The following is a 24,858-nucleotide window of genomic DNA, read 5'->3' on the forward strand; positions in this document are numbered from 1 at the left end:
AACAGCTTTTTAGCTTCAATATCGAAGTACTATTATTATGTTATTACCTTTAATTTTAGTATCTTTAGTACAATTCATTTACATAGAGAACTAGCCCCCAGAGAAAGGTATTTTATTAAATTAAAAAATTACCCTAATGAAGGCTTACATTCTATTATTAACAGCATCCTTATGGCTAGGACATCCTGTCCTTAATGCGCATAATTCCCCTTTACAACGAATAAAGAAAGAACGAAAACTATCAAACGAAGAAATCAAACAAAGAGGTATCGACGTGAGAGTAAAAAAAGTCATCAAGTATTTAAATAATGGTGATTCACGCTCGTATGCTAGATCACCTATATACGAAACCCCAAAAGGCTATAAATGGAAAATCATTAATGTAAAAACAGGAAAGTTTATTGCAGTAGAAGTAGATAAAAATTTTAAAATCATTCGTAAATCAAAATAATTCATTTATTGATTAACACGGTTTTAAGATATCACTACCCGCTTTTTATTTATTTTTAAAATCTCAAAAAAAACGAAGCTAAAAAAGTGATTATACATATCTATTACATTCTTCTTCTATTTACGTTATTATATACATTAAAAAAGAGATTTCTTACTCTTCTATCCAGAAAGAATAAACATCACTTTGATGCCCACCCGTTTATTCTGCTCTTTTATGTAACCCTTTTAATACGTAAGCAAAAAAACGAAAACATTGTAAACTTTAATTTTACTCAAACTTTAACACTTTTAATGGTAACTTAGAAACTACTAGCAAAAAACACTTAGTTTTTTATATATTATTTTCAATATTTCCATTATTATTGAATTCAAAAACTTAAATTCATCTTTCGAAATTAAAAATCAAAATAAATCGATAAACAATTAATACCAATACGAATGAAAAAAGTATGTTATATACTATTAATATGTTGTCTTTCATTAACTATTTCTGCGCAAAAAGCCCCCATGGAGTTCTTAAAAAACATGTCTCCCAGAAATATAGGTCCGGGTGGTATGAGTGGAAGAATCACAGCTATTGATGTTGTCAATGATCAACCTGAAGTAATGTACGTAGGAACAGCCTCTGGTGGTGTATGGAAATCTACATCTGGTGGCATTAAATGGACACCTATTTTTAATAAAGAAGTAACAGCTTCAGTTGGAGCTATTGCTATACAACAATCAAACCCTTCTGTCATTTGGGTTGGTACAGGTGAAGGAAATCCTAGAAATAGTTTAAATGGTGGTTATGGTATTTATAAATCTCTAGATGGTGGAAAATCATGGATTGCCATGGGATTAGAAAAAACGCGACATATCCATCGTATCATCATCGATCCAACTAATCCCAATATTGTATATGCTGGTGCTATAGGGTCTCCTTGGGGAGAACATAAAGAACGTGGTGTTTACAAAACTACTGATGGAGGAAAAACATGGAAAAAAATCCTTTTTGCAAACAATAAAACTGGAGTAGCAGATTTAGTAATGGATCCTACAAATCCTAACAAACTTGTTGCTGCTTTATGGGAACATAAGCGTGATCCTTGGTTCTTTAATTCTGGCGGAAAAGGTTCTGGTTTATACATTACTCATGATGGAGGTACAACATGGAAAAAACGCACAGATAAAGATGGATTACCCAAAGGTAATTTAGGGCGAATAGGTCTTGCTATAGCACCTAATAACCCTGACGTAATTTATGCTTTAGTAGAATCTAAAAAAAATGCATTATATAAATCAATAGATGGTGGATTTAAATGGTCTAAAGTAAATGAGAATACAAAACAGATTGGTGGTCGTCCATTCTATTACTCAGATATCTTTGTAGCTCCAGATAACGAAAACAGAGTCTACTCTATATTTACTTATGTAAATGTCTCTCAAGATGGCGGAAAAAGTTTTACAGAATTAATGCCTGCCTATGGTGTGAGCAATGGTGTTCACCCTGATCATCATGCATGGTGGATCCACCCTAATAATGGTAACTTTATGATTGATGGAAATGATGGTGGTTTAAATATTACCAAAGATGGCGGAAAAACTTGGCGTTTTATTGGTAATATTCCTGTAGCTCAATTCTATCATATCAATGTAGACAACGAATATCCATATAATGTTTATGGAGGTATGCAAGATAACGGAAGCTGGAGAGGGCCTGCTTATGTATGGAAATCACAAGGTATACGTAACTCTTATTGGCAAGAGATTTCTTTTGGTGATGGATTCGATGTTATTCCTGATAGAGATGATTCTAGATACGGATGGACTATGAGTCAGCAAGGTTTTGTAAGTCGTTACGATTGGATGACTGGAAACAACTATCTTGTAAAACCTACACATTCTGATGCTAATATTAAATTACGCTTTAACTGGAATGCTGCTATCAATATAGATCCTTTTGATAATAACACTATTTATTTTGGAAGTCAATTTGTACATAAAACTACGGATAAAGGTCTAACATGGACTGTTATCTCTCCTGACTTAACAACTAATGATCCAGAAAAACTTAAACAAAGTGAAAGTGGTGGTCTAACTATGGATGCTACTGGTGCAGAAAACCACTGTACAGTTCTAGTTGTAGAACCATCTCCTCTAGAAAAAAATATGCTTTGGGTAGGTACAGATGATGGTCGTGTACATATTACCAAAGATGGTGGTGCTAATTGGTCTGATGTTTCAAAAAACATCAAAGATCTACCTACTGGTAGCTGGATTGTACAAATCAAAGCTTCTAATAAAAATAAAGGTGAAGCTTTACTTGTTGCTAATGATTATAGAAGGTTTAATTATACTCCATATGCATATCGTACAAAAGATTACGGAAAAACGTGGACTCGTATTGTATCTTCAAAAGACGTTAAAAGTTATGCTTTAAGTATCGTTGAAGATCCAATTACTCCTAATTTATTATTCCTAGGAACAGATGACGGTTTATATATTTCTATTGATGCAGGTAGACAATGGACAAAATGGACTCAAGGATTCCCTACTGTTTCTGTAAAAGATTTAGTTATTCATCCTAGAGAACACGATTTAGTTATCGGTACTTTTGGTAGAGCTGCATGGGTACTAGATGATATTAGACCACTTAGAGCTATTGCAAAAGATAATTCATTATTACAGCAACAATTGCAATTATTTGACGCCCCTACTGCTTATTTAGCAGCATATCAACAGCCTACTGGAAGTCGTTTTGGTGCAGATGCTATTTTTAACGGAGAAAATAGACCTTATGGTGCTCACATTTCTTATTTTCTAACCAAGAAAGAATTGCCTAAAAAAACTGAGGACAATAAAAAAGAAGATGCTGATGAATCTGAAAAAGATGAAAACAAACCTTCATGGGATTCTATTCAATTGAAAATATATGATGGTGCTCGTTTAATTAGAACATTAAAACAAAAAGCTCCAGATTCTACAGGTATTCATAAACTTACATGGTATATGGATGAAAAGGGAGTAACTCGTCCTTCAAGAACTCTTTCTAAAAGGAAAAATACTGCAGAACCTAGTGGTGTTTCTGTTAAACCTGGTACATATCAGCTAGAATTAACATATGGAGATCAAAGCTCAAAAAGTGCAATTACAGTAATGAGTGACCCTAGATTCCAAACTACTCAAAAGAACATTGATGAGGTTTACGAAACTTCAAAAAAGATCGAAGGTATACAAAAAACTATTAGTGATGTTCTTAAACAATTAGTAGAAAGCAAAGACATTGCAAAAAAATATCAAAAGCAATTAACTGATCTAGATAAAAAGACTTATAAAGATCAAATTAAGTCCTCTAAGGATATTATTAAAAAAATTGACACATTAATTACTGTATATTTAGGTAAAGAAGATAAACGACAAGGTATTACACGTAATCCAGAGGTTAATGTAATGCAACGTTTAGATCTAGCTTCATGGTATAGTGAATCAAGAAAAAGTGGAATTACCTCTACAGAGAAAACATTGATTAAACATGCTGAAGATGCTTTAAATGAAGCTTTAAAATCAACAAATACATTCTTTACAGAAGATTGGTCAGCTTATAGAAAAACAATAGAAGCTCTTACTCTTTCTTCATTTAAGAAAACATCACAATTTAAATTAAATTAATACTAAAAGGAATATCCATAAGGCAATTAGTCTTATGGATATTCTTTATATTCTCTATATAAAAATGAGTACTCCTTTTAAATCTCGTCCTGCACTATTATTAATTGACATTCAAGAAGGTTTTAATGATCATGAATATTGGGGTGGTGATCGCAATAATCTTGATGCAGAATCTAATATGCAATTGTTATTAGATACATGGAGAGCAAAACAACTTCCTTTGTTTCATATTAAACATTGCTCTCTTGAAGAAGGTTCACCTCTAGCAAAAACTCATCAAGGCAATCAATTTAAACCTTTTATTAGCCCTAAAACAAGTGAACCTATTATAGAAAAGCATGCAAATAGTGCATTTATAGGTACAGATCTTTATGATCAACTAAAAAATAATGCTATTGAAACTGTTGTCATCATAGGATTAACTACAGATCATTGTGTATCTACTACTACACGTATGGCTGGTAATTATGGTTTTGAAACAATTTTAATAGAAGATGCCGTTGCCACTTTTCCTAAAAAAGGTGTTGATGGTACTTTATACAGTGCTCAATTGATTCACGATACAGCAATTGCTAGTTTAAAAGATGAATTTGCAACCATCTTATCAACTTCTCAGGTAATAAAACAACTGAATTAATTATTTTATAAAATACAATTAGCTTTTTATATCCTATTATTAATCAATCATATCTCATTTGAATTAAATGAATAAAGAAACATTTAAAGATAAGCTTACTGCCATGCGTACAGCATTAGACGAAGCAAAAAAACTTCTGGCAGAAAAACAGATTGACTTATATGATTATAAAAAGCTGATTACTATTTTACTATTAGAAGTTAATGAGCTTGACGAAACTTTGAAAAAGAAAGAAATTGAAAACATTTTATTTAAAGTCGTCAATCAAGATACCTAATTTTTTAATTGCTCTTTTCTTATTTCCAAATTAACCTTTCTTAACTCCTCTGTTAATTCTTCTTTCAGATCTTTTATTTCAAGCTTTATAAGTACTTTATTTAATATATCTTCAAAAGGTTTTAGTTTTTGGGTAATACTTTTATTAATCAATTCTTGTATTGAAGTTGTATGTGCATTTTCTTGAGTCTCTCTCTCATTTTTATCCTTAAAATCTTTAAAAAAATCATTTTTAATCAGGTCATCAATAGATACGTCAAATATTGTTGACATGTCTACCATTCCTTTTAAAGGAATAGTTACACGTCCACTTTCATAATTAGCTACTTGTTGCCTTGTAATTCCTAACTTTTCAGCTAGTTCGCTTTGTGTAATGTTTCCCTCATTACGCAAAACCTTAATGTTTTTCCCTATTTTTTTAAACATGATATTTGTAATCTATCATTTGCTTAACAGAATACTATTTGCTAAATTCGCAAAGTATTCTTTTACAAATGTACATAAATTTCTGATATCTACAGATAGTTACTAAAATTAATACACTTGACACACAAACAGTTATCTTAATTTAAACAGGGAATGCTTGCTATGGACTATAAAAATAAAGCATTAAATAAAGAAGATTTTACTAGAGAGATCATAGAATCTTTAAACATAGATTTTCAAACATTTATAGAAGGAGTTATTGATAATAAGCCTTATGATGCTTTACTTTTCTATTGGATAGATAAGTTATATCAAAAAGGTACTTCCATCGAGCGATCATTAAAAATTATTTATAGAGTTAGACGCTTTTATTATTTACAACCATATCGTATTAAATTCAAAAACTCTGTTAAGCTTGATGATTTCTTAACTGGATTTAAGAAACGTAAAGAATCCAAAGAAAAAGTATTGATTCCTTCATAAATATATTTCATATCATTTGTAAGGTTTTAAGCTTATATCTCACTAAATTGTAGTTACTATCTTCTTATTAATTAATAGTCATGCTACAATAGATTATGAGTTTAAATAAAGTTACTTTCACTAATAATAATGGTCAAGTTCTATCAGGTAGATTAGAATTACCTACAGATCAACATCCACATAATTTTGCATTATTTGCACACTGTTTTACTTGCAATAAAAATCTAGGTGCCGTTCGTAATATTAGCAAAGCGCTAACTTCAAAAGGAATTGGTGTTTTACGCTTTGATTTTACAGGACTAGGAGAAAGCGAAGGTGATTTTGAGGACACAAACTTCTCTGGAAACGTCGAAGATTTAGTTGCTGCGGCTATTTTTCTATCTGATAATTACCAAGCTCCTACTTTATTGATAGGTCATTCTCTAGGTGGTGCTGCATCGATTTTTGCTGCTAGTGAAATTTCTTCGATAAAAGCAGTTGCTACTATAGGTGCTCCGTCTAATCCCGTACATGTACAGCATTTATTTAAAAGTAGTTTAGACGAAATCCAAAAAGAAGGAAAAGCTGTTCTAAATTTAAGTGGTCGTGATTTTACTATAAAAAAACAATTTATAGATGATTTAAAAACAAAGTCTCTTCCAGAAGTTGCCAAAAATCTAAATAAAGCATTACTAGTATTACATTCTCCTCAAGATGCTACAGTAGGCATAAAAAATGCTGAAGAAATATATCTTGCTGCAAAACATCCTAAGAGTTTTATTACTCTTGACGGTGCAGATCACTTATTAATGCGCAAACAAGATTCGATATATGCAGGTAATGTTATTGCTGAATGGGCTTCTCGATATATCAATATTCCAGAAAGGCCTTTATTAAAAAGTAAACATCAGGTTTTGGCTAGTTTAGGTAATGCCGACGGTTTTACTACTTATATGAAAGTAGGGAACCACCAACTTATAGCAGATGAACCTGAAAGTGTAGGTGGTTATGATTTTGGCCCTAGTCCATTTGAATATGTTGCAGCGGGATTGTCTGCATGTACTGCTATGACTGTTAAAATGTATGTTGCTAGAAAAAATTGGGATTTAACACATATAGAAGTGCATACAAGCTATACAAAAGCTCCTAAAATAACAGGAGAAGGTATTGTTGATCAAACTACACTAATTGACACCTTTAACAAAGAGGTCAAATTAGAAGGAAATCTAGATGAAAAGCAAATACAACGTATATTACAAATTGCCGATAAATGTCCTGTTCATAAAATGCTTCATTCAGAAAATCAAATTATCACAAAACTTATTTAAAAAAGATGAGCCTTCTTATATAGAAGGCTCATTTTATATATTATACTAAGTAATATTATTTTTTAATTAAACGTTTAGTATACATAATCTTTCCTCTATGATCTTTTATACTTAATAAATATATTCCTTTATTGCTTAAATTAGGTTGTAATTCAAATATTCCACCCACTTTAACTACTTTCTTAAAGACTTCTTGTCCGTTGATATTTACAATCGAAATTGTTGTATCATTATACTCTTTAGGTAAACTTATAGTAAACTGCGTTTTGAACGGATTAGGATATATAGTTATTTTTTCTTCTCCTAAAAGTACTTCTGGGTATTGAATAGCGTTAACTTTATTTAAAGTATTACAAGCCCCTAAATGATTCCATCCAGAAGCTGTTCTTTCAAATAAATTACCTAGATATACTACTTTATCTCCTATAGCATAAGAGACACCACTACTCCACTCATTTATTCCTGCACATATGCTAGTATCTGTAGCTTCGCTATATGTGATAATAAGCTTTGCTGCTTTACTTGCTCCTCCTTCATAAGAGTCTGCTACTCTTTTTGCATCTTTATTTGTCAAACTATTTCCTTTTCCTCTTATAATAAAACTCATATTATTCCCAGATTTCCATCCAGACTTGTTAATGATCGTTTGTATCATAGTTTTTAATTCTGGCGAACGTTGTTTACTTCCACTATGATTCGCACTCCATCCATCAGGTTGCCAAGTCACTTTATTACCTACAACTGCTCTACTAGAAACATTTGCATTTGAAGAAAAAGCAGGTGAATTCTCGTGATTATGAAGTGATATCTCTAATTCTGCTCTAATATCATCTGCCTCATCTGCTGTAAATTGAATATACGCTTGATCAATTTTTGATCCTTGTGGTATACGTATTCCTTGAAATCTCAATCCTACAACTTGAAAGCTATTTTCATTATAAGAATCATATACTAATTCTAGGTCACTACTATCTGTATATAAATCACCGTTTTTATCTTCTTCTACATCATCATTCCCACTAGAGATAGCAACCTCAACAGTACCATTATCTGGAGTTGTTGTTGTACTTTTAGTAATCGTTACTACGCTTCCGTTAGACGGGTTCCATACATCTAGGTTATTAGGTAATTGAAACACGTTGTTATTAGATACTTCTCCTACTTGGTTAGCATTATCTACTTTAATAGTTCTTGTTTCTATTTTATTTTCATCAACAAAAATCAATTTAAATTGATTAAAACGTCCAGAGTTTCTAGTCCAATCTTTATTATCATCATTAGAACGTAAAGGAGCTCCCCAGCAACCTTCACCTACATATACGGTTCCGTTTTTATCATCTCTTACAAAACCTTCGTCGGTTCCAGATCCAGAAGCTGGTCTTACTGGCCAAGTTGTTTTAACCGTATGAGCATCACATTCTACAACTAATTGCACTCCTCTATTATAAAATAAAGACGCCCAATTATTATACTGTGAATTTCCTTCTGACTTAAAACGAACGTGCGGACGCATAGGTTTATGGTATTGAGCCATTTTCCAGATTACATCTTGATTAGCACTTAAATCATTATCTAGCCAACTGGTTTGATTACCAGAAATAGAAATCTCTGTATTTAAGGTATAAGTACGTACTAGATCGTTACCAAAAGTGATCCCGTAATAAACACTAGATGACGGAGTATCAAAAAGGTTATAAATACTATTATTACTTCCTTCATGGTTACCTCTGGCTGCTATAATAGGAAACATTCTTCCGTCATTAGCTTTTGTCAATTGCCAATCGTTGAACCATGTTTGCCATTGACTATTGGTATCATCATCTGTCATATCTCCTCCAAAAAGCACTGCATGTGGTTTTAGTTTTGCTACTAAACGATTTGCATTCTGTCTTGGTGTTCTATTATTTCTTGAATCTCCTCCTGCTATAAAAGATAATCTGCTATTATCTGCTGGTGCTGTTTTAAACCAAAAACGACTACTCGTTCCTTGACTATCTCTAATTACAAAATAGTAAGCAGTATTAGGTTGTAAATTAGTTAACCGAGCAAAGGTATTATTCATTCCTTTATATGACACTGTACGATCAGGGGTTTTACTATTGGTATAACTTGTATAATCTGTACCATGATCTACTGTATCATAATATACTATGGGATTTGATCCCGAAATTTGATTCCATCCTACAACAATTGACGTAGCAGGGTTTCCTCTTAATGTAAGCCTATATTTATCGTTTGATGCTTGACAGTAAAGCCCAATAAATACTAAGATTAATAGTGTGATTTTTTTCATGTGTTTTACATAGTTTAATTAGTCGATGCATAAAACTACAGCAAAACATTTTTTGAAAATCGCATTTCAAAAAGCTTAATTCAGTTTTAAATTCCTTAACCTTAATTTTTAATTTTCATCATTTTATGATAAATATCAGTTAACGTTTAAGTTCGTTATTTACCGAATGAAAAAACACCAATCATCTCTAAGTCTTATATTTACTTTATTATTACTAAGCGTATTCTTTATCTTTATAGGTAGAGCTTGGCAGCATTTATTTTGGGATGCGCCATATCGTTCTTTCTTTTGGAATGAAAATGCATTAAAACCTGTTGTAGAATTTGTTTTCCAAATAACTTGGCAAGAATATGCGACTAGCACAATTACAGATAATTTTATTCAATTATTAATACAAGCTAATGGTTTTTTATTCTTAATAGCTGCTCTTGTCACGTTTCTATTTACTAAAACCAAAACTATAGCGCGTCCTATAATTTTTCTGGGAGGAATATCATTAACCATTCTTGCCATTTTACTTACAAAAGAAAAGTTTTATCATTTAGCACAATTTTTTGAACATAGCATTCAATTTGGCTTACCATTTGTATTCCTATATTATTACAAGTCTTCATTCAACCCTAATACATTTATCTTTACCTTAAAGATTTTAATCGCTATTACTTTCTTTTCTCATGGATTATACGCTTTTGGTTTTTATCCAGTTCCAGGAAAGTTTATAGATATGACCATAAACACATTACATTGTTCTGAACAAACTGCTTATACCTTACTTTATATAGCAGGAATATTAGATTTTATTCTAGCTATTTTAATCTTTATCCCTCAAACTTCAATAGCAGCATTATGGTATGCTGTATTTTGGGGATCAATCACTGCTTTTGCAAGAATCTTAGCGAATTTTGATATTACTTTTCTTTGGGATTCTCTACATCAATATTTATATCAAGTAATCTATAGATTACCACATGGTTTGGTACCTTTGTTAACCCTATTATTAATAAAAAAATATCCTGTTAAAACAGAGAAACCTAATGCCTTCGCAAAAATTTAGTGCAAATTATTAATTTATAATTTGATCTAGATGATATGATAAATGTGATACATAATCTTCTATTAAAAATCTAAGGTCTTTTATTTCTCCATTAGAGATTTCTATTTCATAGTTTAAAGTTTCTTGGGTCTGTATGTTTATGATATTGATGATTCGTGTATTAATAGATAACCAAAAGCTTAATAATTCTTTTGGATCAGATTCTTGATAAGCATTCACTTTTACCAATTCGTCTTGATTATAACCTATAACCTTATAAGGTTTAGGTTCAAATTGAATTTCGGTAAATCGTTTTAGGTTATTTATTGCAGAATCTATTAAATGACCTAAAATTTCTTTTTTTGACCATTTTTCTGGAGTTGACTTAAGACTTAGCTCTTCATCAGAAAATTGAGAAATTTGCTGAAATCCTATCGTTAATAATCTTTCTAATTCACTAATTATTTTTTCCATATCTATTCTTTCAAAAGAGTTCTCAATGTAAGTATTTACAACATTTATTCAATACCGATAAAAGTTAAATTCTAGTTGTTTTCTAATCGTTCGATTCCTCAATCAAAACAACTTATTGATTTCCAAATCATTTACATAACATAAATTTTACATACAGTCACGCAACCATTTTAGTTATTTAAAATCCTTATAAATAAGAAGTATAAATTAAACTGATAAGGTAAGGTCGACATTACATACTTCATTTTGATTTATTGCTTTAACATAGAACACTCATCAAAAAAATATTTATGAAAACAATAAGATTATTACTCTTTTTAAGCATAATTACGCTATTACAAAGCTGTTGCTTTTTATGTTATGATGACGATGATCCAATCACAATTCGCGATAAATATACTCCTGTTATCATGCAACGTGAAGATTTTGAGTCTGCTGTATCTTTACTACCACTACGAGCTATAGAAAATTCAGGAAAAATTTACATCAAAGACAATTTATTATTTATCAACGAAGTCAATAAGGGATTTCATGTCTATGATAATGCTAACCCAGAAGCTCCTCAAGCATTAAGATTTATAAAAGCACCAGGAGCAACAGATATAGCAATAAGAGATCAAATATTGTATATTAATCAAGCTGTAGATCTCATTGCCATACAGTTTAACGTTGATACAGATCAATTTGAAGTCACAAAACGTATTCGCGATATATTTCCTTCAAAACTAGCTCCTAATGGTCATTATTATTACTCAAATGATGATGAAATTGTCATAGATTGGATTCCATCTAATAATTAATTTAACCTCGCTTTTAATTATGAAACATATATTTTATTCTATATTATTGTTGTTAGTAGTAGCTTGTTCTAATGACGATAATGCTGATATTATCACTAATAGTAATACTGATGGTACAGGAGGTTCCTTAGCAAGTTTTACTTTAAAAAATGATTATTTATATACTGTAGATCATTCAAATCTTATTGTTTTTAATGTCTCAACACCATCAAATCCTTCTCAGGTCAACACTATCAATGTAGGTTTTGATATAGAGACCTTATTTAGCTATCAAAATTATCTTTATATAGGCTCCCAAACGGGTATGTTTATCTATAGTATTGAAAATCCAGAAATACCTATTCTCAAATCAAGAGTTGAACATTTTACCGCTTGTGATCCAGTAATTGCCAATGCCACTACTGCTTATGTGACATTGCATTCTAATACATTTTGTGGTAATAATATAAATTTGCTCGAAATCTATGATGTAACAAATGTGCTTGAACCTGTTTTAATTAATTCAAGAAATCTTGTAGCTCCAAAAGGTTTAGGTTTATACGGCGATTATCTCTTTGTATGCGATGATGATATTAAAATCTTTGATGTCTCTGATCCACAACAAATAGAACTGGTACATGCTATTAATCGTTTAGCCTTTGATGTTATCATAAAAGATGATTTACTTATAGCTATAGGTGACGATGGTTTATATCAATATCAATTAGATCCTCAATCTATAAGAAATATCGTTTCTCTAAGTACGATTGCTATTTAACACTATTTATCAAAGCCTTATAGCTATTTCAACTATATTTTATATTTCTAATCTTTAGATAAACTTTAATTCAAAAGTTGTTCTTTATGAAGAAAACCAAAATATCCTTGGCTTTGCACAGAAACAATAGTATTTTTATGTTTCAAAAAAATTGAATTATAATACTAATTAACATGAAAAAAATAGTTTTAGTAGCAGCAGTACTTTTGGCTACCATCAGTTGTAAAAAAGAAGCTAAAAAAGAAACTGTTGAAACTACACAGGATACTCAAAAAGAAGTAGTAGCAAAAGAAACTTATCTTGTAACTGAAGAAGGGTCTTCTATTTACTGGACAGCTTATAAAACTACCGCAAAAACTCCTGTTAAAGGACAGTTTACAAAAGTTACTATAAAAAATGCTAAAGCTGCCGAGAATCCAGTTGAAGCGTTTAATAATCTTGATTTTTCAATTCCTGTAAGTAGCATTTTTAGTAAAAACGAAGATAGAGATACAAAACTTCAGAAGTTTTTCTTTGGCGTAATGGATAATACTGAATTTTTATCTGGATCATTTATCGTATCTGGAGACAAAAAAATCAGTTTAAATTTGACGATGAATGGTGCTACTTATGAATTGCCTTTAACTTATGAGATAACAGATCGTACGGTTAATTTTAAAGGAGTAATGAAACTTGAAAACTGGAATGCTCTTGAGGCCGTAGCTTCTATAAATAAAGCTTGTTTTGACTTACATAAAGGAGAAGATGGTGTAAGTAAAACATGGGATGAGGTTGCTATCGAGGCTTCTGTTTATCTTAAAAAATAAAATCATTATTTATTAATAAAAAAACCGATTTCTAATTAAGAAATCGGTTTTTTTATTTTGTATTCAATGCTATAGCTTAAGCAACAAAAAGTGGTTTATCTTCCATCATTTTGTTTACTTCTTCTGCTATACGTTCTAATTCTTCTTCATTTTCTATATTAGCGATTACCCTATCAATAAACGCTACAATAGTATTCATATCTTCTTCTTTAAGACCACGTGTAGTTACTGCTGCCACACCTATACGAATACCAGATGTTACAAATGGTGATTTATCATCAAATGGTACCATATTTTTATTTACGGTAATATCTGCTACACCCAAAGCTTCTTCTGCTTGTTTTCCTGTAACATTCTTATTACGTAAATCAATCAACATCATATGGTTATCTGTACCATTAGAAATCACCTTATATCCTTTTTGTACAAAAGCTTCAGCCATTACAGCTGCATTCTTTTTTACCTGTACCATGTATGATAAAAACTCATCTGATAATGCCTCTCCAAAAGCAACTGCTTTTGCTGCAATAATATGCTCTAATGGTCCTCCTTGATTTCCTGGAAAAACTGCACTATCAAATAATGAAGACATCTTACGTAAATTTCCATTCTTTAATTTAATTCCAAATGGATTTTCAAAGTCTTTCCCCATTAAAATCAATCCTCCTCTAGGTCCTCTTAAAGTTTTATGTGTAGTTGTTGTTACTACATGACAATGTGGTATTGGGTCAGAAATTAATCCTTTTGCTATTAATCCAGCAGGATGCGCAATATCTGCCATCAAAATTGCACCTACGCTATCTGCGATTTCTCTAAAACGTTTATAATCGATATCACGTGAATACGCAGACGCTCCAGCAATAATCATTTTAGGTTGCTCTGCTGTAGCTACTTCTTGAATCTTATCATAATTTAACATTCCTGTTTCTTCTTCTACACCGTAGAATACAGGATTATATAATTTACCAGAAAAGTTTACAGGTGATCCATGAGTTAAGTGTCCTCCATGAGATAAATCAAATCCTAAAATCTTATCTCCAGGTTTTAAACATGCTGCAAAAACAGCTGTATTTGCTTGAGATCCCGAGTGAGGTTGCACATTTGCATATGCTGCTCCAAAAAGTTCTTTGGCTCTATCTATAGCAAGTTGCTCAACTTCGTCTACCACATAACATCCACCATAATATCTTTTACCAGGGTAACCTTCTGCATATTTATTTGTTAATACAGAGCCAGCAGCTTCCATTACTTGTTCACTAACAAAGTTTTCTGAAGCAATCAACTCTAATCCATTTATTTGGCGTTCTTTTTCCTCTTGAATTAAATCAAATATAAGTTCGTCGCGTTGCATTTTTTTCTTTTTTATAATATCGAAGATTCAAAAATAGGAAATCCATTCATTAAATGAGTTGAAAAATTATATATTTGATAGGAATATTTTATCCATTAATTATTAAAAATAGTTCAATGCCCATAACAGCCAATAATCCCGATAGAAAAACCTGGATTGAAACACCTGAGCATACTGATTTCCCTATACAAAACATTCCGTTTGGAGTTTTCCTTACTAGAGACGATATTATTACTATAGGTACACGTATAGGTGATACTGCAATTGATCTAGGAGCACTTCATCAATTAGGTTATTTTGAAGGTATTCCTCTTACTGATGATATTTTCCTTCAAGATTCCTTAAACGACTTCATTTCTGATGGTAAAAAGACCTGGAGATTAGTTCGTAATAGAATAGCCGATATATTTGATAATACAAATCCTAGTTTAAGAGATAATGAAGACCATCGTAAAGTAGTTCTCTTCTCTTTAGACGAAATCGAGATGCAGTTACCTGTTCAAGTAGGTGATTATACAGATTTTTATAGTAGTAAAGAACACGCTACTAATGTAGGTACGATGTTTAGAGATCCAGAAAATGCTTTATTACCTAACTGGTTACACATTCCTGTAGCATATCACGGTCGTAGTAGTTCTATTATTCCTTCTGGAATTCCTGTTCATCGCCCTCAAGGTCAAAAATTACCTAACGGTGCAACAGAACCTATTTTTGGACCATCTCGTTTAGTTGATTTTGAATTAGAAATGGCTTTTATTACTACAGATGCAAACCATTTAGGAGAACCTATTCCTATAGAAGAAGCCGAAGATTATATTTTTGGTCTAGTTCTTTTTAATGATTGGAGTGCTCGTGATATTCAAAAATGGGAATATGTCCCTTTAGGGCCATTCTTAGCCAAAAACTTTGCTTCTTCGATCTCTTGTTGGATTGTTACTTTGGATGCTTTAGAACCATATCGTACAGAAAGCCCTAAGCCTATCAAACCTGTATTACCTTATTTACAATATGAAGGAAAAAAGAGCTTTGATATCAACTTAGAAGTTAGTATTCAACCTGAAGGAAAAGCTGAAACTGTTGTTTCTACATCTAATTTCAAACATATGTATTGGAATATGGCACAACAATTAGCACATCATACTGTTAATGGTTGTCCTGTTAACTCTGGTGATATGATGGGTAGCGGTACTATTTCTGGTCCTACACCTGATTCTTATGGTTCTATGCTAGAATTATCATGGAGAGGTGAAAAACCTGTAAAGTTAAATGAAGGTGGTGATCGTAAATTTATCGAAGATAATGATACAGTAATCATTCGTGGTCATTGTGAGAAAAATGGTGTACGCATAGGTTTTGGAGAAGTATCTACAAAACTGCTTCCTATCTTTAAAAAATAAAACTATTGTTTTAGATCATATTAAGATTAAACCTTGAACATTAATTGTTCAAGGTTTTTTTATTTAATTTTGGCATCGTAATTGAATCATGAGTATGACTATTACTCATAAGCCCAAATTTTATGAAAAAACAACTACTCCTATTTTATATTTCTATTTGCTTTTTAGTTTCTTGTAGTAGCGTAAAACAAACTGAAAAGGCTTTAAATACAGGGAACTATGACGAAGCTATTGCTATTGCTATTCAAAAACTACGTACTAATAAGGCCAAAAAGAACAAGCAACCTTATATTCAAATGTTAGAACAGGCTTATGCAAAAGTTGTAACTCGTGATATAGATCATATCACTTATCTTAAAAAAGAGGGTAATAATGCTAATCTTGAGCGTATCTATAATGCCTATCTAAAATTACAACATCGTCAAGAACAAATTAAACCTTTACTACCACTACATTTAATTGAGCAAAATAGAAATGCTAATTTTAAAATGGTAAATTATACTCAAGATCTTCTTGATACTAAAAAGGCTTTGTCTACTTATTTATACAATAATGCATTATCCGTATTAAATAATGCTCGCAATAAAAATGATTATCGCTTGGCTTATGATGATTTTAAATATTTGGATAATATCACACCTAACTATAAAGATGTTCGCCAATTAATTGACGAAGCTCATTATAAGGGTACTGACTTTGTTATTGTAGCCATGAGTAATCAAACGGATATGATTATTCCTGAGCGATTAGAAAGTGATTTACTTAATTTTAGTACATATGGGCTTAATGATCTATGGACTGTTTATCATAGTCAAGAAGCTCCACAAACATCTTATGATTATCGCATGAACGTAGATTTACGTGAAATCAACATATCTCCCGAGCGTATTAGAGAGCGCTATCTAGAAAAAGAGAAAGTGATCAAAGATGGTTGGGAATATCTACTAGATGAAAATGGTGACCCTGTACTAGATGAAAATGGTAAGAAAATAAAAGTTGACAAAACAAAAAAGGTGTATTGTGAATACTTTGAATTTATTCAATCCAAAGCGGTTAATGTAGTAGGTAATGTGAATTACATTAATCTGCGTTCTCAACAATTACTAGATAATTTCCCATTAGCTAGTGAATTTGTCTTTGAACATACTTATGCTAATCATCGTGGAGATAAACGTGCATTAGATAAAGATTTATTACAGTTTATAACGTTAAGAGAAGTTCCTTTTCCTAGTAATGAGCAAATGGTTTATGATACTGCCGAAGATTTAAAAGCTAAATTAAAACATATTATTACTACCTATCAATTTAATAAGTAGTATAAATTATCACAATGGATTTATTTAATACCGACATACCCAGAAACTTATTACATCAAGATGGTATTGTACAGTATTATGGTCCTATTGTTTCAAAACAACAAGCCGATTCGTATTTACATCACTTATTAAATACTATTGAATGGAAAAATGATGAAGCTATTGTTTTTGGCAAACGTATCATTACTAAACGTAAAGTAGCATGGTATGGTAGTAAACCTTTTTCATATACCTATTCTAATGTTACAAAACATGCTTTACCATGGACTCCTACACTTCTAGAATTAAAAACTCTTATAGAAGAAAAAACAGGAGAAACATTTAACTCTTGCCTTTTAAATCTATATCACAATGGTTCTGAAGGTATGGCTTGGCATAGTGATGCCGAAAAAGATTTAAAAAAAGATGGTACTATAGCTTCACTAAGTTTTGGAGCGGTTAGGAAGTTCTCTTTTAAACATAAACAATCAAAAGCTACTGTTTCAACGATCTTAGATCATGGTAGTTTACTTATCATGGCTGGAACAACACAAACGCATTGGTTACATAGGTTACCTCCTACCAAAAAAGTATTGACTCCGAGAGTTAATCTTACTTTTAGAACGATTGTTTGATCATTAAATATATATATATAAAAGTTTTAATTATAAAAAAGGGATGCAAATGCATCCCTTTTCAATTTATATTTTGTTCTTATCTCTTAAACGTTAAATAAGAAATGCATTACATCTCCATCACTCACCACATAAGCTTTACCTTCAACACTTAGTTTCCCAGCTTCTTTTACTTTGGCTTCGCTTCCATATTCAATATAATCATCATATTTGATTACTTCTGCTCTAATAAATCCTTTCTCAAAGTCTGTGTGAATTACTCCTGCTGCTTGTGGTGCCGTAGAACCTATATTAATAGTCCATGCTCTTACTTCTTTCACTCCTGCTGTAAAATAAGTTTGTTGGTTCAATAATTTATAAGCTGCACGAATTAGCACAGAAGATCCTGGCTCTTCTAATCCCATATCTTGTAAGAACATTTGACGCTCTTCATAATCTTCTAACTCAGTAATATCTGCTTCTGTACCTACTGCTAATACAATAACTTCTGCATTCTCGTTTGCTACATTAGCTTTTACCTGTTCTACATAATCGTTACCAGAAACAGCCGATCCTTCGTCTACATTACATACATATAATACTGGTTTATCTGTAATAAATTGTAATGGTTTTACAAAAGCTTCATGATCATCTTCAGATACTTCTACTGCTCTAACAGAAACTCCAGACTCTAATCCTTCTTTCAGCTTTAATAAAACTTCTTGTTCTTTTATCGCTTCTTTATTTCCAGTTTTTGCAGCTCTCTTTACTTTTTCTAGTTTTTTATCTACCGTTTCTAGATCTTTTAATTGAAGTTCTATATCGATAGTTTCTTTATCTCTTATTGGGTCTACTGATCCATCTACATGCACTACATTGTCATTATCAAAACAACGTAATACATGAATAATCGCATCAGTTTCACGAATATTTCCTAAAAATTGGTTTCCTAAACCTTCACCTTTACTCGCTCCTTTTACTAACCCTGCAATATCAACAATTTCTACAGTAGCAGGAATCACGCGTTCTGGATTAACTAATTCTTCAAGTTTTTTTAATCTAGGGTCTGGTACATTTACTACTCCTATATTAGGTTCGATAGTACAAAAGGGAAAATTTGCACTCTGTGCTTTTGCATTTGATAAACAATTAAAAAGGGTGGATTTTCCTACATTTGGTAATCCTACAATTCCTGCTTTCATAATCTATAATATTGTGATACTTGCACTAAGTTATTCGTGTCTTGTTCTTTTTTTCAAGCTGCAAAGATACTTTTTATGTATGAGCTACAAAAATAGATTTTAAGTATCCTTACTGTCTCTTAAAAATATCTAGATCGATAGTATATCTGAGATACGTAATAACTCTTTATTTATCGTATGTTCTCCTTTTAATCCTGTTTCAAAATCGCATGTAGCAACTTCGTTATTAAGCAGTCCTACCATAAGGTTTTTCTTTCCGTCTAATAACAATTCTACTGCTTTTACACACAATCTACTTGCTAGCGTACGATCAAAACAAGTAGGCGTTCCTCCTCTTTGCATATGCCCTAAAACGGTAACACGTACGTCATAATCTGGTAAATTCTCGGTTACATAATCGGCTAATTCATATACGTTTTTACCTATTTTATCTCCTTCACTAACTACTACTATACTAGAAGATTTCCCAGAACGTTTACTACGTTTTAAGGATTCTAGTAAGCGATCTAATCCCAAATCTTCTTCTGGGATCAATATTTCTTCAGCCCCAGCTCCTACACCACTGTTAAGTGCTATAAAACCTGCATCACGCCCCATTACCTCAACAAAGAATAATCTATTGTGAGAACTTGCTGTATCTCTAATTTTATCAATTGCAGTTACTACTGTGTTTAATGCAGTATCATATCCTATAGTAAAATTAGTTCCTGCGATATCATTATCTATTGTTCCTGGTACTCCTATCACAGGAATATCATGCTCTTCACTAAAAATTTGCCCTCCTGTAAATGTTCCATCTCCTCCAATCAATACCATAGCATCTACACCAGCTTCTTTTAAACTATCGGCTGCACGTTGTCTTCCTTCTTTTGTACGAAATTCTTGTGATCTGGCAGATTTTAAGATAGTCCCTCCTCTACTGATTATATTTTGAACACTACGAGCATTCATCGTGATATAATCACCTTCAATCATTCCTTGATATCCTCTATAAAATCCCACACATCTAATGTGATAATATGCGCAAGTACGCACCACGGCTCTAATAGCAGCGTTCATACCAGGAGCATCTCCACCAGAAGTAATAACTCCTATTGTTTTTATTTTTTTTGCCATATATTTCTTTACTTATCGTAAAACTATCAAAGTTTTATAATATAATACTACTTCTTATTTTAAATAACTGGAATATGCTAATTGTCTTTAGGTCCAAAATTGATAAATGGTGTATCTTTTAATAGTGAATCCTTTGCTTTTATTTTGGCCGAATCAATTTTTTCTTCTTTTGCTTTTTCCTTTGCTTTCTTTTTCTTGGATTTAAAAACTTTATCCATTAATTCTCCAAAGTTATCAAAGTCTACAGAGTATGATAATCCTGCTCCTTGTTTATATCCTTCATTTTCTCCTATATACTGAATATCATTTTCTCTATTAAATATTTTTCCTCTTAATGTTCCCTCTTCATTAAATAAATATTCTACTTCTACATTACCTACGACTACAGATTCACTAACTCCTCCTACCGGAACCCCTACACGTCCATTAATCAAAATTCTATTATTGATTTGTGTAGATATGGTTACCCCAAATCTATCTGCTGTCTCTTGATCTTGTACTCGATCTCCTTGCACATAGTTTAATCCTATCTGAAATTTATCGTCTTCTCCAGAGAAAATTCCGTTTACCAAACTCGAAGCACGTTCTACTAAGTTTCCTGTAATTGCATTTTGCCCTACAGTAAGATCACTATAAAATTGTCCTTGAGTTAATAAGGATAAGGCTTGTAATTCTCTTCTTGACCTGTCATCCAACTGGTATTGAATTTCACTTTCGACTACCGAACTTAAATTAGGAAATTCAATCTGGAAGTTAAGATCTGGTTGAATTAACTCTCCTTCTAATTGTACTACTACTTCTACAGGAACTTTTCTATTTACAGAAGCATTTTCTAATAATACTGCTGGATTTGCTTCAGTTTTATATATTGCGCTCAAATCTAATACTGCTCTAGTAGGGCTACCATCCCAGTTAATACTTCCTCCAGATCGTACGCTAAATACTTTTTCTAACAGTCCTCTATACCTAAAATTGTAAACACCTTCATATGCCACAAAATCCCCCCACATATTAAATTTACCATTGGTGTTAATTTCCATCAATAATGTACCTGCTCCTCTTCCTTTAAGAGAACTTCCTGTTTCTTTATCTATCACTATTTCAACTTCGGCATCTTCGTCTACATCTAATTCAAATTGTAATTCTAACCCTTTAATTTCTTCTAATATGATTTCTTTTCCAGCTAATCTAGCTGCTTTTTCTTGAGGACTCAAAAAGTGTATAAAAGTATTATCTCCTAAACTTTCGGTATCGTTAAGCGGAATTTTAAAAACGGTTCCTTCTTCTGTCTCTGCATTTACATTAATCACTAACTCATCTGTAGGGCCTTTAATTGTTGCTTCACCACTAATAAACCCTGTTCCATAATACAAAGACTCTTCACTCTCTTGAGTATCTAAAATCATAAAATCTTCTCCGCTGATTTTAAGTCCCATATACCATTTAGAGAAACCTTCGTGTCTTATATCTCCACCTAAAAGTCCTTGAGTTCCATTCTTAGTATCTGTAAGCCTAATATCATCAAAAATAAATCGTTGATCTTTTAAGAGTACTTGTGCTGGCTTTCCAAAATTGTAATCCACATTTAAATATGGAATTTTGAGTCCTGCCCCGTCTAGTGCTAAAACTCCATCCATATCTGGGTTTGAATAATCTCCAGTGATTTTTACATCTCCTGAGACATATCCTCTCAAATCTTCTAATACGATTCCGCCTAAATCACTAAATCCTGAGATATCAAAACTATTTAAAGTAACATCTAGGTCTATCTTTTTTTGGTTATCACTTACATCTACATAACCATTTGCAGATAGTTTTTTTGTGATACCATGAATCAATTCTGTATTGACGCTGTATTGTGTTAAAGATTCACTCCCAGTAACATTTACATTTAATGTACCTAAAGGGGATTCATTTACTTTTAAATCATTGATTGTTATTGTTGAGCTAGGAAAATATCCATTCTCGTCTTGCAATACTTTTAATTCTCCTTCAACGATTCCGTATATATCAAGGTTTTCTATACTTGGCGTAATTTTATGTAAATCTACTCCTTTAAAAAGCCCTTTTATATCTTTATAATTCTTGCCTTTTAAAATTCCTTCTACTCTTACTTCTTCATCTTTATAATTAAAGGTAATTGGTTTTATTATAACATCATTAAAGTCATTCTCAAATATGATCTTATTATTCTCTTGATCATTATTAGCATTAGCAAACCATGTATAATTTTTAAATGTCAGATCAGATTTGCGAATTCCTAGCACAGACCTATTATCTTCGTTAATAGTATGATATATACTTAAATCGTATTTATCTCTATTGAGTTTACCTCCTTTAAATTCGGAGTGCATGAATAAGGTGTCTCTCAATGTCACATTAATCAAGCTAAAATCTGCTATATCATACACACCAGATTTAATACTATCAACAGCCACATACGTATTAAATAATGGGTTTTTATTATCTATCTGTACATCTATTTTATGTAAGATATTTTTAAAGGCTTTTATTTGAGGGGACTTAAAAGTTAATTTAAATTCTGATTCGTCACTTTCTACTTTTCCTCTTACAAATGTATTAGGTGCTAATTCTATTTCTGGAAAAAAGACTTCTACAATCTTATTATATACATTAAAATTAAATTCCATTAATTGGTTATCTGTAAACTCTGTAGCTTCAAAGTTTGTATATAAGCTTCCTATCGAATTGCGGAATAAATGATACACATTTTTAAACTTAAAAACTCCTTTTACATAACCATCTATAATATCTGGACTGTTTACTTTTATAGTTCTAACATTATCTTCAGAGAAACTTGATATTACATCAAAATCTTCAAAATAATAATTCCCATTTTGGTTTTTGTATAAGGTTTTAGAGAAAGATATGGTTCCGTATGCATCGTCTAATGATGATCCTTTAACATTCATTATCACATCTCCTTCAAACAAAGAAATACTATCACGTTCTACAAGGTTTAACGCATTTAAATTGGCATAATCTACATTGGCAGTAAAATCATAGTTATCTACTGTTTCTGACAAATCTGCTATACCATTGAATAAAAATTTAAGATTAGGATCGTCACATGTAAGTTTACCATCAAAAACTTCATCCTTCAGATTTCCTAATACTTTTATATTAGTATAATTATATTCATTAAACTCAAGTTTGTCTATAAACCCTTCTAATTTAGTATCTAAGCTATTTAATGTAAATCCTTTTCCGTCAACATCTAAGTTAAAGGTGGATTTTCCTAAAATCTCTTTTCCTGATAATGCTCCTAGATTAAAATCATTAACGATAAGGTTACCATTATACAAGACATTTTCTCCTTGATCTATATCACTCATTAAGACAAAGGCAGATGCCCTTCCAAGTCTAGAATGAATATCCATATCAATATCTACAGTTGTTGTTGTCACTTCTGCATTACCAGAAAACCTTACATTTCCTAATTGGTATAATTGCTTTGGTAATGAATTCCCAAGTACTTTTGGCATTAGATTTACCAAATCATAATAGTTGGTAGTTAAGTTAGAGAAATCACCTTCTAATTTAAATAAACTAGCATCCTTAATCACATTTCTAATAATCACATCTCCTTCTATGATAGATCTATCAAGTCCTTCTATATGCAGGTTTTTTAATTTGAAATTATTTAAGGTTCCTATCAATTCTGTATGACGTACTTCTAAATCATGCCCTTTTCCAAAACCTTTATAAAAAGGATATAAATCATTAGTAGAAACTTCAGCTTTGTCAAATATAGCATCGATTTGAACTTTATTTTCAAAATCACTAAAATCTCCTGGTTTAAAACTAAAATTAATTTCTCCTTCGATATTTGAACTTGGAGTCAAGAGTTGTAGCTCTTTAAAAAGCATTTCTTTAGCTGTAATTTTGAATTTGGTTTTCAAATTAGATACAGATAGGTTCCTATGATCATTAAAAGCTAATACATTAGTCTGTATAGAAAAATCTTCTCCATCAAGCAAAATCGATTCTGCATCAATAGTTATATCTTTTAATAATAGTATATCTGAGGTTTTTAAATTCTCATTAATAAAATTATAGCGTCCCTTTGTTAAATCTAAATGAGATGCTGTAAGTATAAATGGGGTTGTTGATTTAGGTTTCTTTTGTTTACTATTAAACTTTCGTATAAAAGTCATTAGATTATCACTAGATTCTTCTTTATAAACTTTCATATTCATAAAAAAATCTTCTATAGTAACATCTCCTAATTCGGCTTTTCCGCTATTAATTTTTCTAAGATTCAATACCGAGGTCTCAATACTACCTGCATAGATTAGCGTATCTTGGTGATGGTCTCTTATTAAAACTCCTCCCAAATCAACTGTTCCTGTAAATCCTAAACTTATTTTATCTACTTGAATTTCTACACCAAATTCATCTTGAAGATAATTGGTAACTTTTTTACCAATAAAAGTCTGCACACCAGACAGTGAAAACAACAATAT

General features: G+C 31.5%; 20 protein-coding genes. 13 read left to right on the plus strand and 7 right to left on the minus strand.

All coding sequences use genetic code 11. The features are described from left to right. Positions 1 to 136: 136 nt before the first annotated feature. From ACYEKI_RS02025 to ACYEKI_RS02040, 4 genes are all read left to right on the plus strand, one after another. Positions 137 to 451 (plus strand): hypothetical protein, encoded by a 315-nt coding sequence (locus ACYEKI_RS02025; RefSeq protein ID WP_459209483.1) that lies wholly within the window; start codon positions 137 to 139, stop codon positions 449 to 451. A 440-nt stretch (positions 452 to 891) separates the two neighbouring features. Further along, the gene (locus ACYEKI_RS02030; RefSeq protein WP_459209484.1) at positions 892 to 4,104 is read left to right on the plus strand and encodes a WD40/YVTN/BNR-like repeat-containing protein; all 3,213 of its coding nucleotides are present in this window, start codon (positions 892 to 894) and stop codon (positions 4,102 to 4,104) included. A gap of 64 nt (positions 4,105 to 4,168) precedes the next feature. Continuing rightward, positions 4,169 to 4,741, plus strand: coding sequence for a cysteine hydrolase family protein (locus tag ACYEKI_RS02035; RefSeq protein ID WP_459209485.1), 573 nt, complete (start codon positions 4,169 to 4,171; stop codon positions 4,739 to 4,741). A gap of 67 nt (positions 4,742 to 4,808) precedes the next feature. Next, positions 4,809 to 5,018 (plus strand): hypothetical protein, encoded by a 210-nt coding sequence (locus ACYEKI_RS02040; protein WP_459209486.1) that lies wholly within the window; start codon positions 4,809 to 4,811, stop codon positions 5,016 to 5,018. On the opposite strand, the gene ACYEKI_RS02045 is transcribed toward ACYEKI_RS02040, so the two are convergent. Next, a complete protein-coding gene (locus ACYEKI_RS02045; RefSeq protein ID WP_459209487.1) occupies positions 5,015 to 5,443 on the minus strand; it encodes a helix-turn-helix transcriptional regulator in 429 nt (142 codons plus the stop codon). The two genes, ACYEKI_RS02040 and ACYEKI_RS02045, sit on opposite strands and share 4 nt — an antisense overlap. Before the next feature lie 162 nt (positions 5,444 to 5,605). On the opposite strand from ACYEKI_RS02045, the gene ACYEKI_RS02050 reads away from it, so the two are divergent. Together ACYEKI_RS02050 and ACYEKI_RS02055 are read left to right on the plus strand one after the other, a co-directional pair. Next, positions 5,606 to 5,926 carry a hypothetical protein gene (locus tag ACYEKI_RS02050; RefSeq protein WP_459209488.1) on the plus strand — a complete coding sequence of 107 codons (321 nt, stop codon included), beginning with the start codon at positions 5,606 to 5,608 and terminating at the stop codon, positions 5,924 to 5,926. A 95-nt stretch (positions 5,927 to 6,021) separates the two neighbouring features. Then, entirely contained in the window at positions 6,022 to 7,233 is a 1,212-nt protein-coding gene (locus ACYEKI_RS02055; RefSeq protein ID WP_459209489.1) for a bifunctional alpha/beta hydrolase/OsmC family protein, read from the plus strand. A gap of 55 nt (positions 7,234 to 7,288) precedes the next feature. On the opposite strand, the gene ACYEKI_RS02060 is transcribed toward ACYEKI_RS02055, so the two are convergent. Then, complete coding sequence (locus ACYEKI_RS02060) at positions 7,289 to 9,526, minus strand: fibronectin type III domain-containing protein (protein ID WP_459209490.1); 2,238 nt, start codon at positions 9,524 to 9,526, stop codon at positions 7,289 to 7,291. Positions 9,527 to 9,692: 166 nt separating this feature from the next. On the opposite strand from ACYEKI_RS02060, the gene ACYEKI_RS02065 reads away from it, so the two are divergent. Further along, positions 9,693 to 10,580: a hypothetical protein gene (locus tag ACYEKI_RS02065; protein WP_459209491.1), complete on the plus strand. Its 888-nt coding sequence runs from the start codon at positions 9,693 to 9,695 to the stop codon at positions 10,578 to 10,580. A 9-nt stretch (positions 10,581 to 10,589) separates the two neighbouring features. Here the strand turns inward: ACYEKI_RS02065 and ACYEKI_RS02070 are convergent, their stop codons facing one another. Continuing rightward, positions 10,590 to 11,033, minus strand: a complete 444-nt coding sequence (locus ACYEKI_RS02070) for a DinB family protein (RefSeq protein ID WP_459209492.1) — start codon at positions 11,031 to 11,033, stop codon at positions 10,590 to 10,592. A 290-nt stretch (positions 11,034 to 11,323) separates the two neighbouring features. On the opposite strand from ACYEKI_RS02070, the gene ACYEKI_RS02075 reads away from it, so the two are divergent. From ACYEKI_RS02075 to ACYEKI_RS02085, 3 genes are all read left to right on the plus strand, one after another. Beyond that, positions 11,324 to 11,833, plus strand: coding sequence for a hypothetical protein (locus ACYEKI_RS02075; protein ID WP_459209493.1), 510 nt, complete (start codon positions 11,324 to 11,326; stop codon positions 11,831 to 11,833). 19 nt (positions 11,834 to 11,852) lie between these two features. Then, on the plus strand, positions 11,853 to 12,590 hold the full coding sequence (locus ACYEKI_RS02080) for an LVIVD repeat-containing protein (protein WP_459209494.1): 738 nt from the start codon (positions 11,853 to 11,855) through the stop codon (positions 12,588 to 12,590). A gap of 173 nt (positions 12,591 to 12,763) precedes the next feature. Then, complete coding sequence (locus ACYEKI_RS02085) at positions 12,764 to 13,396, plus strand: YceI family protein (RefSeq protein ID WP_459209495.1); 633 nt, start codon at positions 12,764 to 12,766, stop codon at positions 13,394 to 13,396. Between the two features lie 76 nt (positions 13,397 to 13,472). Here the strand turns inward: ACYEKI_RS02085 and glyA are convergent, their stop codons facing one another. Further along, entirely contained in the window at positions 13,473 to 14,747 is a 1,275-nt protein-coding gene (gene glyA / locus ACYEKI_RS02090; protein WP_459209496.1) for a serine hydroxymethyltransferase, read from the minus strand. Positions 14,748 to 14,863: 116 nt separating this feature from the next. Between glyA and fahA the strand changes: the two genes are divergently transcribed. From fahA to ACYEKI_RS02105, 3 genes are all read left to right on the plus strand, one after another. Then, on the plus strand, positions 14,864 to 16,144 hold the full coding sequence (gene fahA, locus ACYEKI_RS02095) for a fumarylacetoacetase (RefSeq protein WP_459209497.1): 1,281 nt from the start codon (positions 14,864 to 14,866) through the stop codon (positions 16,142 to 16,144). Between the two features lie 122 nt (positions 16,145 to 16,266). Then, entirely contained in the window at positions 16,267 to 17,460 is a 1,194-nt protein-coding gene (locus ACYEKI_RS02100) for a hypothetical protein (RefSeq protein WP_459209498.1), read from the plus strand. Positions 17,461 to 17,474: 14 nt separating this feature from the next. Beyond that, complete coding sequence (locus tag ACYEKI_RS02105) at positions 17,475 to 18,074, plus strand: alpha-ketoglutarate-dependent dioxygenase AlkB family protein (RefSeq protein WP_459209499.1); 600 nt, start codon at positions 17,475 to 17,477, stop codon at positions 18,072 to 18,074. Between the two features lie 86 nt (positions 18,075 to 18,160). Here the strand turns inward: ACYEKI_RS02105 and ychF are convergent, their stop codons facing one another. From ychF to ACYEKI_RS02120, 3 genes are all read right to left on the minus strand, one after another. Next, a complete protein-coding gene (ychF, locus tag ACYEKI_RS02110; RefSeq protein WP_459209500.1) occupies positions 18,161 to 19,255 on the minus strand; it encodes a redox-regulated ATPase YchF in 1,095 nt (364 codons plus the stop codon). A gap of 129 nt (positions 19,256 to 19,384) precedes the next feature. Further along, entirely contained in the window at positions 19,385 to 20,371 is a 987-nt protein-coding gene (pfkA, locus tag ACYEKI_RS02115; protein ID WP_459209501.1) for a 6-phosphofructokinase, read from the minus strand. 77 nt (positions 20,372 to 20,448) lie between these two features. Beyond that, positions 20,449 to 24,834, minus strand: a complete 4,386-nt coding sequence (locus tag ACYEKI_RS02120; RefSeq protein WP_459209502.1) for a translocation/assembly module TamB domain-containing protein — start codon at positions 24,832 to 24,834, stop codon at positions 20,449 to 20,451. Positions 24,835 to 24,858: the final 24 nt, after the last annotated feature.

The organism is Aquimarina rhabdastrellae, from assembly GCA_947387485.1.
GTDB lineage: Bacteria > Bacteroidota > Bacteroidia > Flavobacteriales > Flavobacteriaceae > Aquimarina.

Bases quoted from the DNA above. Each gene is read 5' to 3' on its own strand.
- ACYEKI_RS02080 (WP_459209494.1), top strand. From the start codon at position 11,853: ATGAAACATATATTTTATTCTATATTATTGTTGTTAGTAGTAGCTTGT.
- ychF (WP_459209500.1), bottom strand. From the start codon at position 19,255: ATGAAAGCAGGAATTGTAGGATTACCAAATGTAGGAAAATCCACCCTT.
- ACYEKI_RS02040 (WP_459209486.1), top strand. From the start codon at position 4,809: ATGAATAAAGAAACATTTAAAGATAAGCTTACTGCCATGCGTACAGCA.
- ACYEKI_RS02065 (WP_459209491.1), top strand. From the start codon at position 9,693: ATGAAAAAACACCAATCATCTCTAAGTCTTATATTTACTTTATTATTA.
- ACYEKI_RS02050 (WP_459209488.1), top strand. From the start codon at position 5,606: ATGGACTATAAAAATAAAGCATTAAATAAAGAAGATTTTACTAGAGAG.
- pfkA (WP_459209501.1), bottom strand. From the start codon at position 20,371: ATGGCAAAAAAAATAAAAACAATAGGAGTTATTACTTCTGGTGGAGAT.
- ACYEKI_RS02045 (WP_459209487.1), bottom strand. From the start codon at position 5,443: ATGTTTAAAAAAATAGGGAAAAACATTAAGGTTTTGCGTAATGAGGGA.
- ACYEKI_RS02025 (WP_459209483.1), top strand. From the start codon at position 137: ATGAAGGCTTACATTCTATTATTAACAGCATCCTTATGGCTAGGACAT.
- ACYEKI_RS02060 (WP_459209490.1), bottom strand. From the start codon at position 9,526: ATGAAAAAAATCACACTATTAATCTTAGTATTTATTGGGCTTTACTGT.
- ACYEKI_RS02070 (WP_459209492.1), bottom strand. From the start codon at position 11,033: ATGGAAAAAATAATTAGTGAATTAGAAAGATTATTAACGATAGGATTT.
- ACYEKI_RS02030 (WP_459209484.1), top strand. From the start codon at position 892: ATGAAAAAAGTATGTTATATACTATTAATATGTTGTCTTTCATTAACT.
- fahA (WP_459209497.1), top strand. From the start codon at position 14,864: ATGCCCATAACAGCCAATAATCCCGATAGAAAAACCTGGATTGAAACA.
- ACYEKI_RS02035 (WP_459209485.1), top strand. From the start codon at position 4,169: ATGAGTACTCCTTTTAAATCTCGTCCTGCACTATTATTAATTGACATT.
- ACYEKI_RS02105 (WP_459209499.1), top strand. From the start codon at position 17,475: ATGGATTTATTTAATACCGACATACCCAGAAACTTATTACATCAAGAT.
- ACYEKI_RS02075 (WP_459209493.1), top strand. From the start codon at position 11,324: ATGAAAACAATAAGATTATTACTCTTTTTAAGCATAATTACGCTATTA.
- ACYEKI_RS02055 (WP_459209489.1), top strand. From the start codon at position 6,022: ATGAGTTTAAATAAAGTTACTTTCACTAATAATAATGGTCAAGTTCTA.
- ACYEKI_RS02085 (WP_459209495.1), top strand. From the start codon at position 12,764: ATGAAAAAAATAGTTTTAGTAGCAGCAGTACTTTTGGCTACCATCAGT.
- glyA (WP_459209496.1), bottom strand. From the start codon at position 14,747: ATGCAACGCGACGAACTTATATTTGATTTAATTCAAGAGGAAAAAGAA.
- ACYEKI_RS02100 (WP_459209498.1), top strand. From the start codon at position 16,267: ATGAAAAAACAACTACTCCTATTTTATATTTCTATTTGCTTTTTAGTT.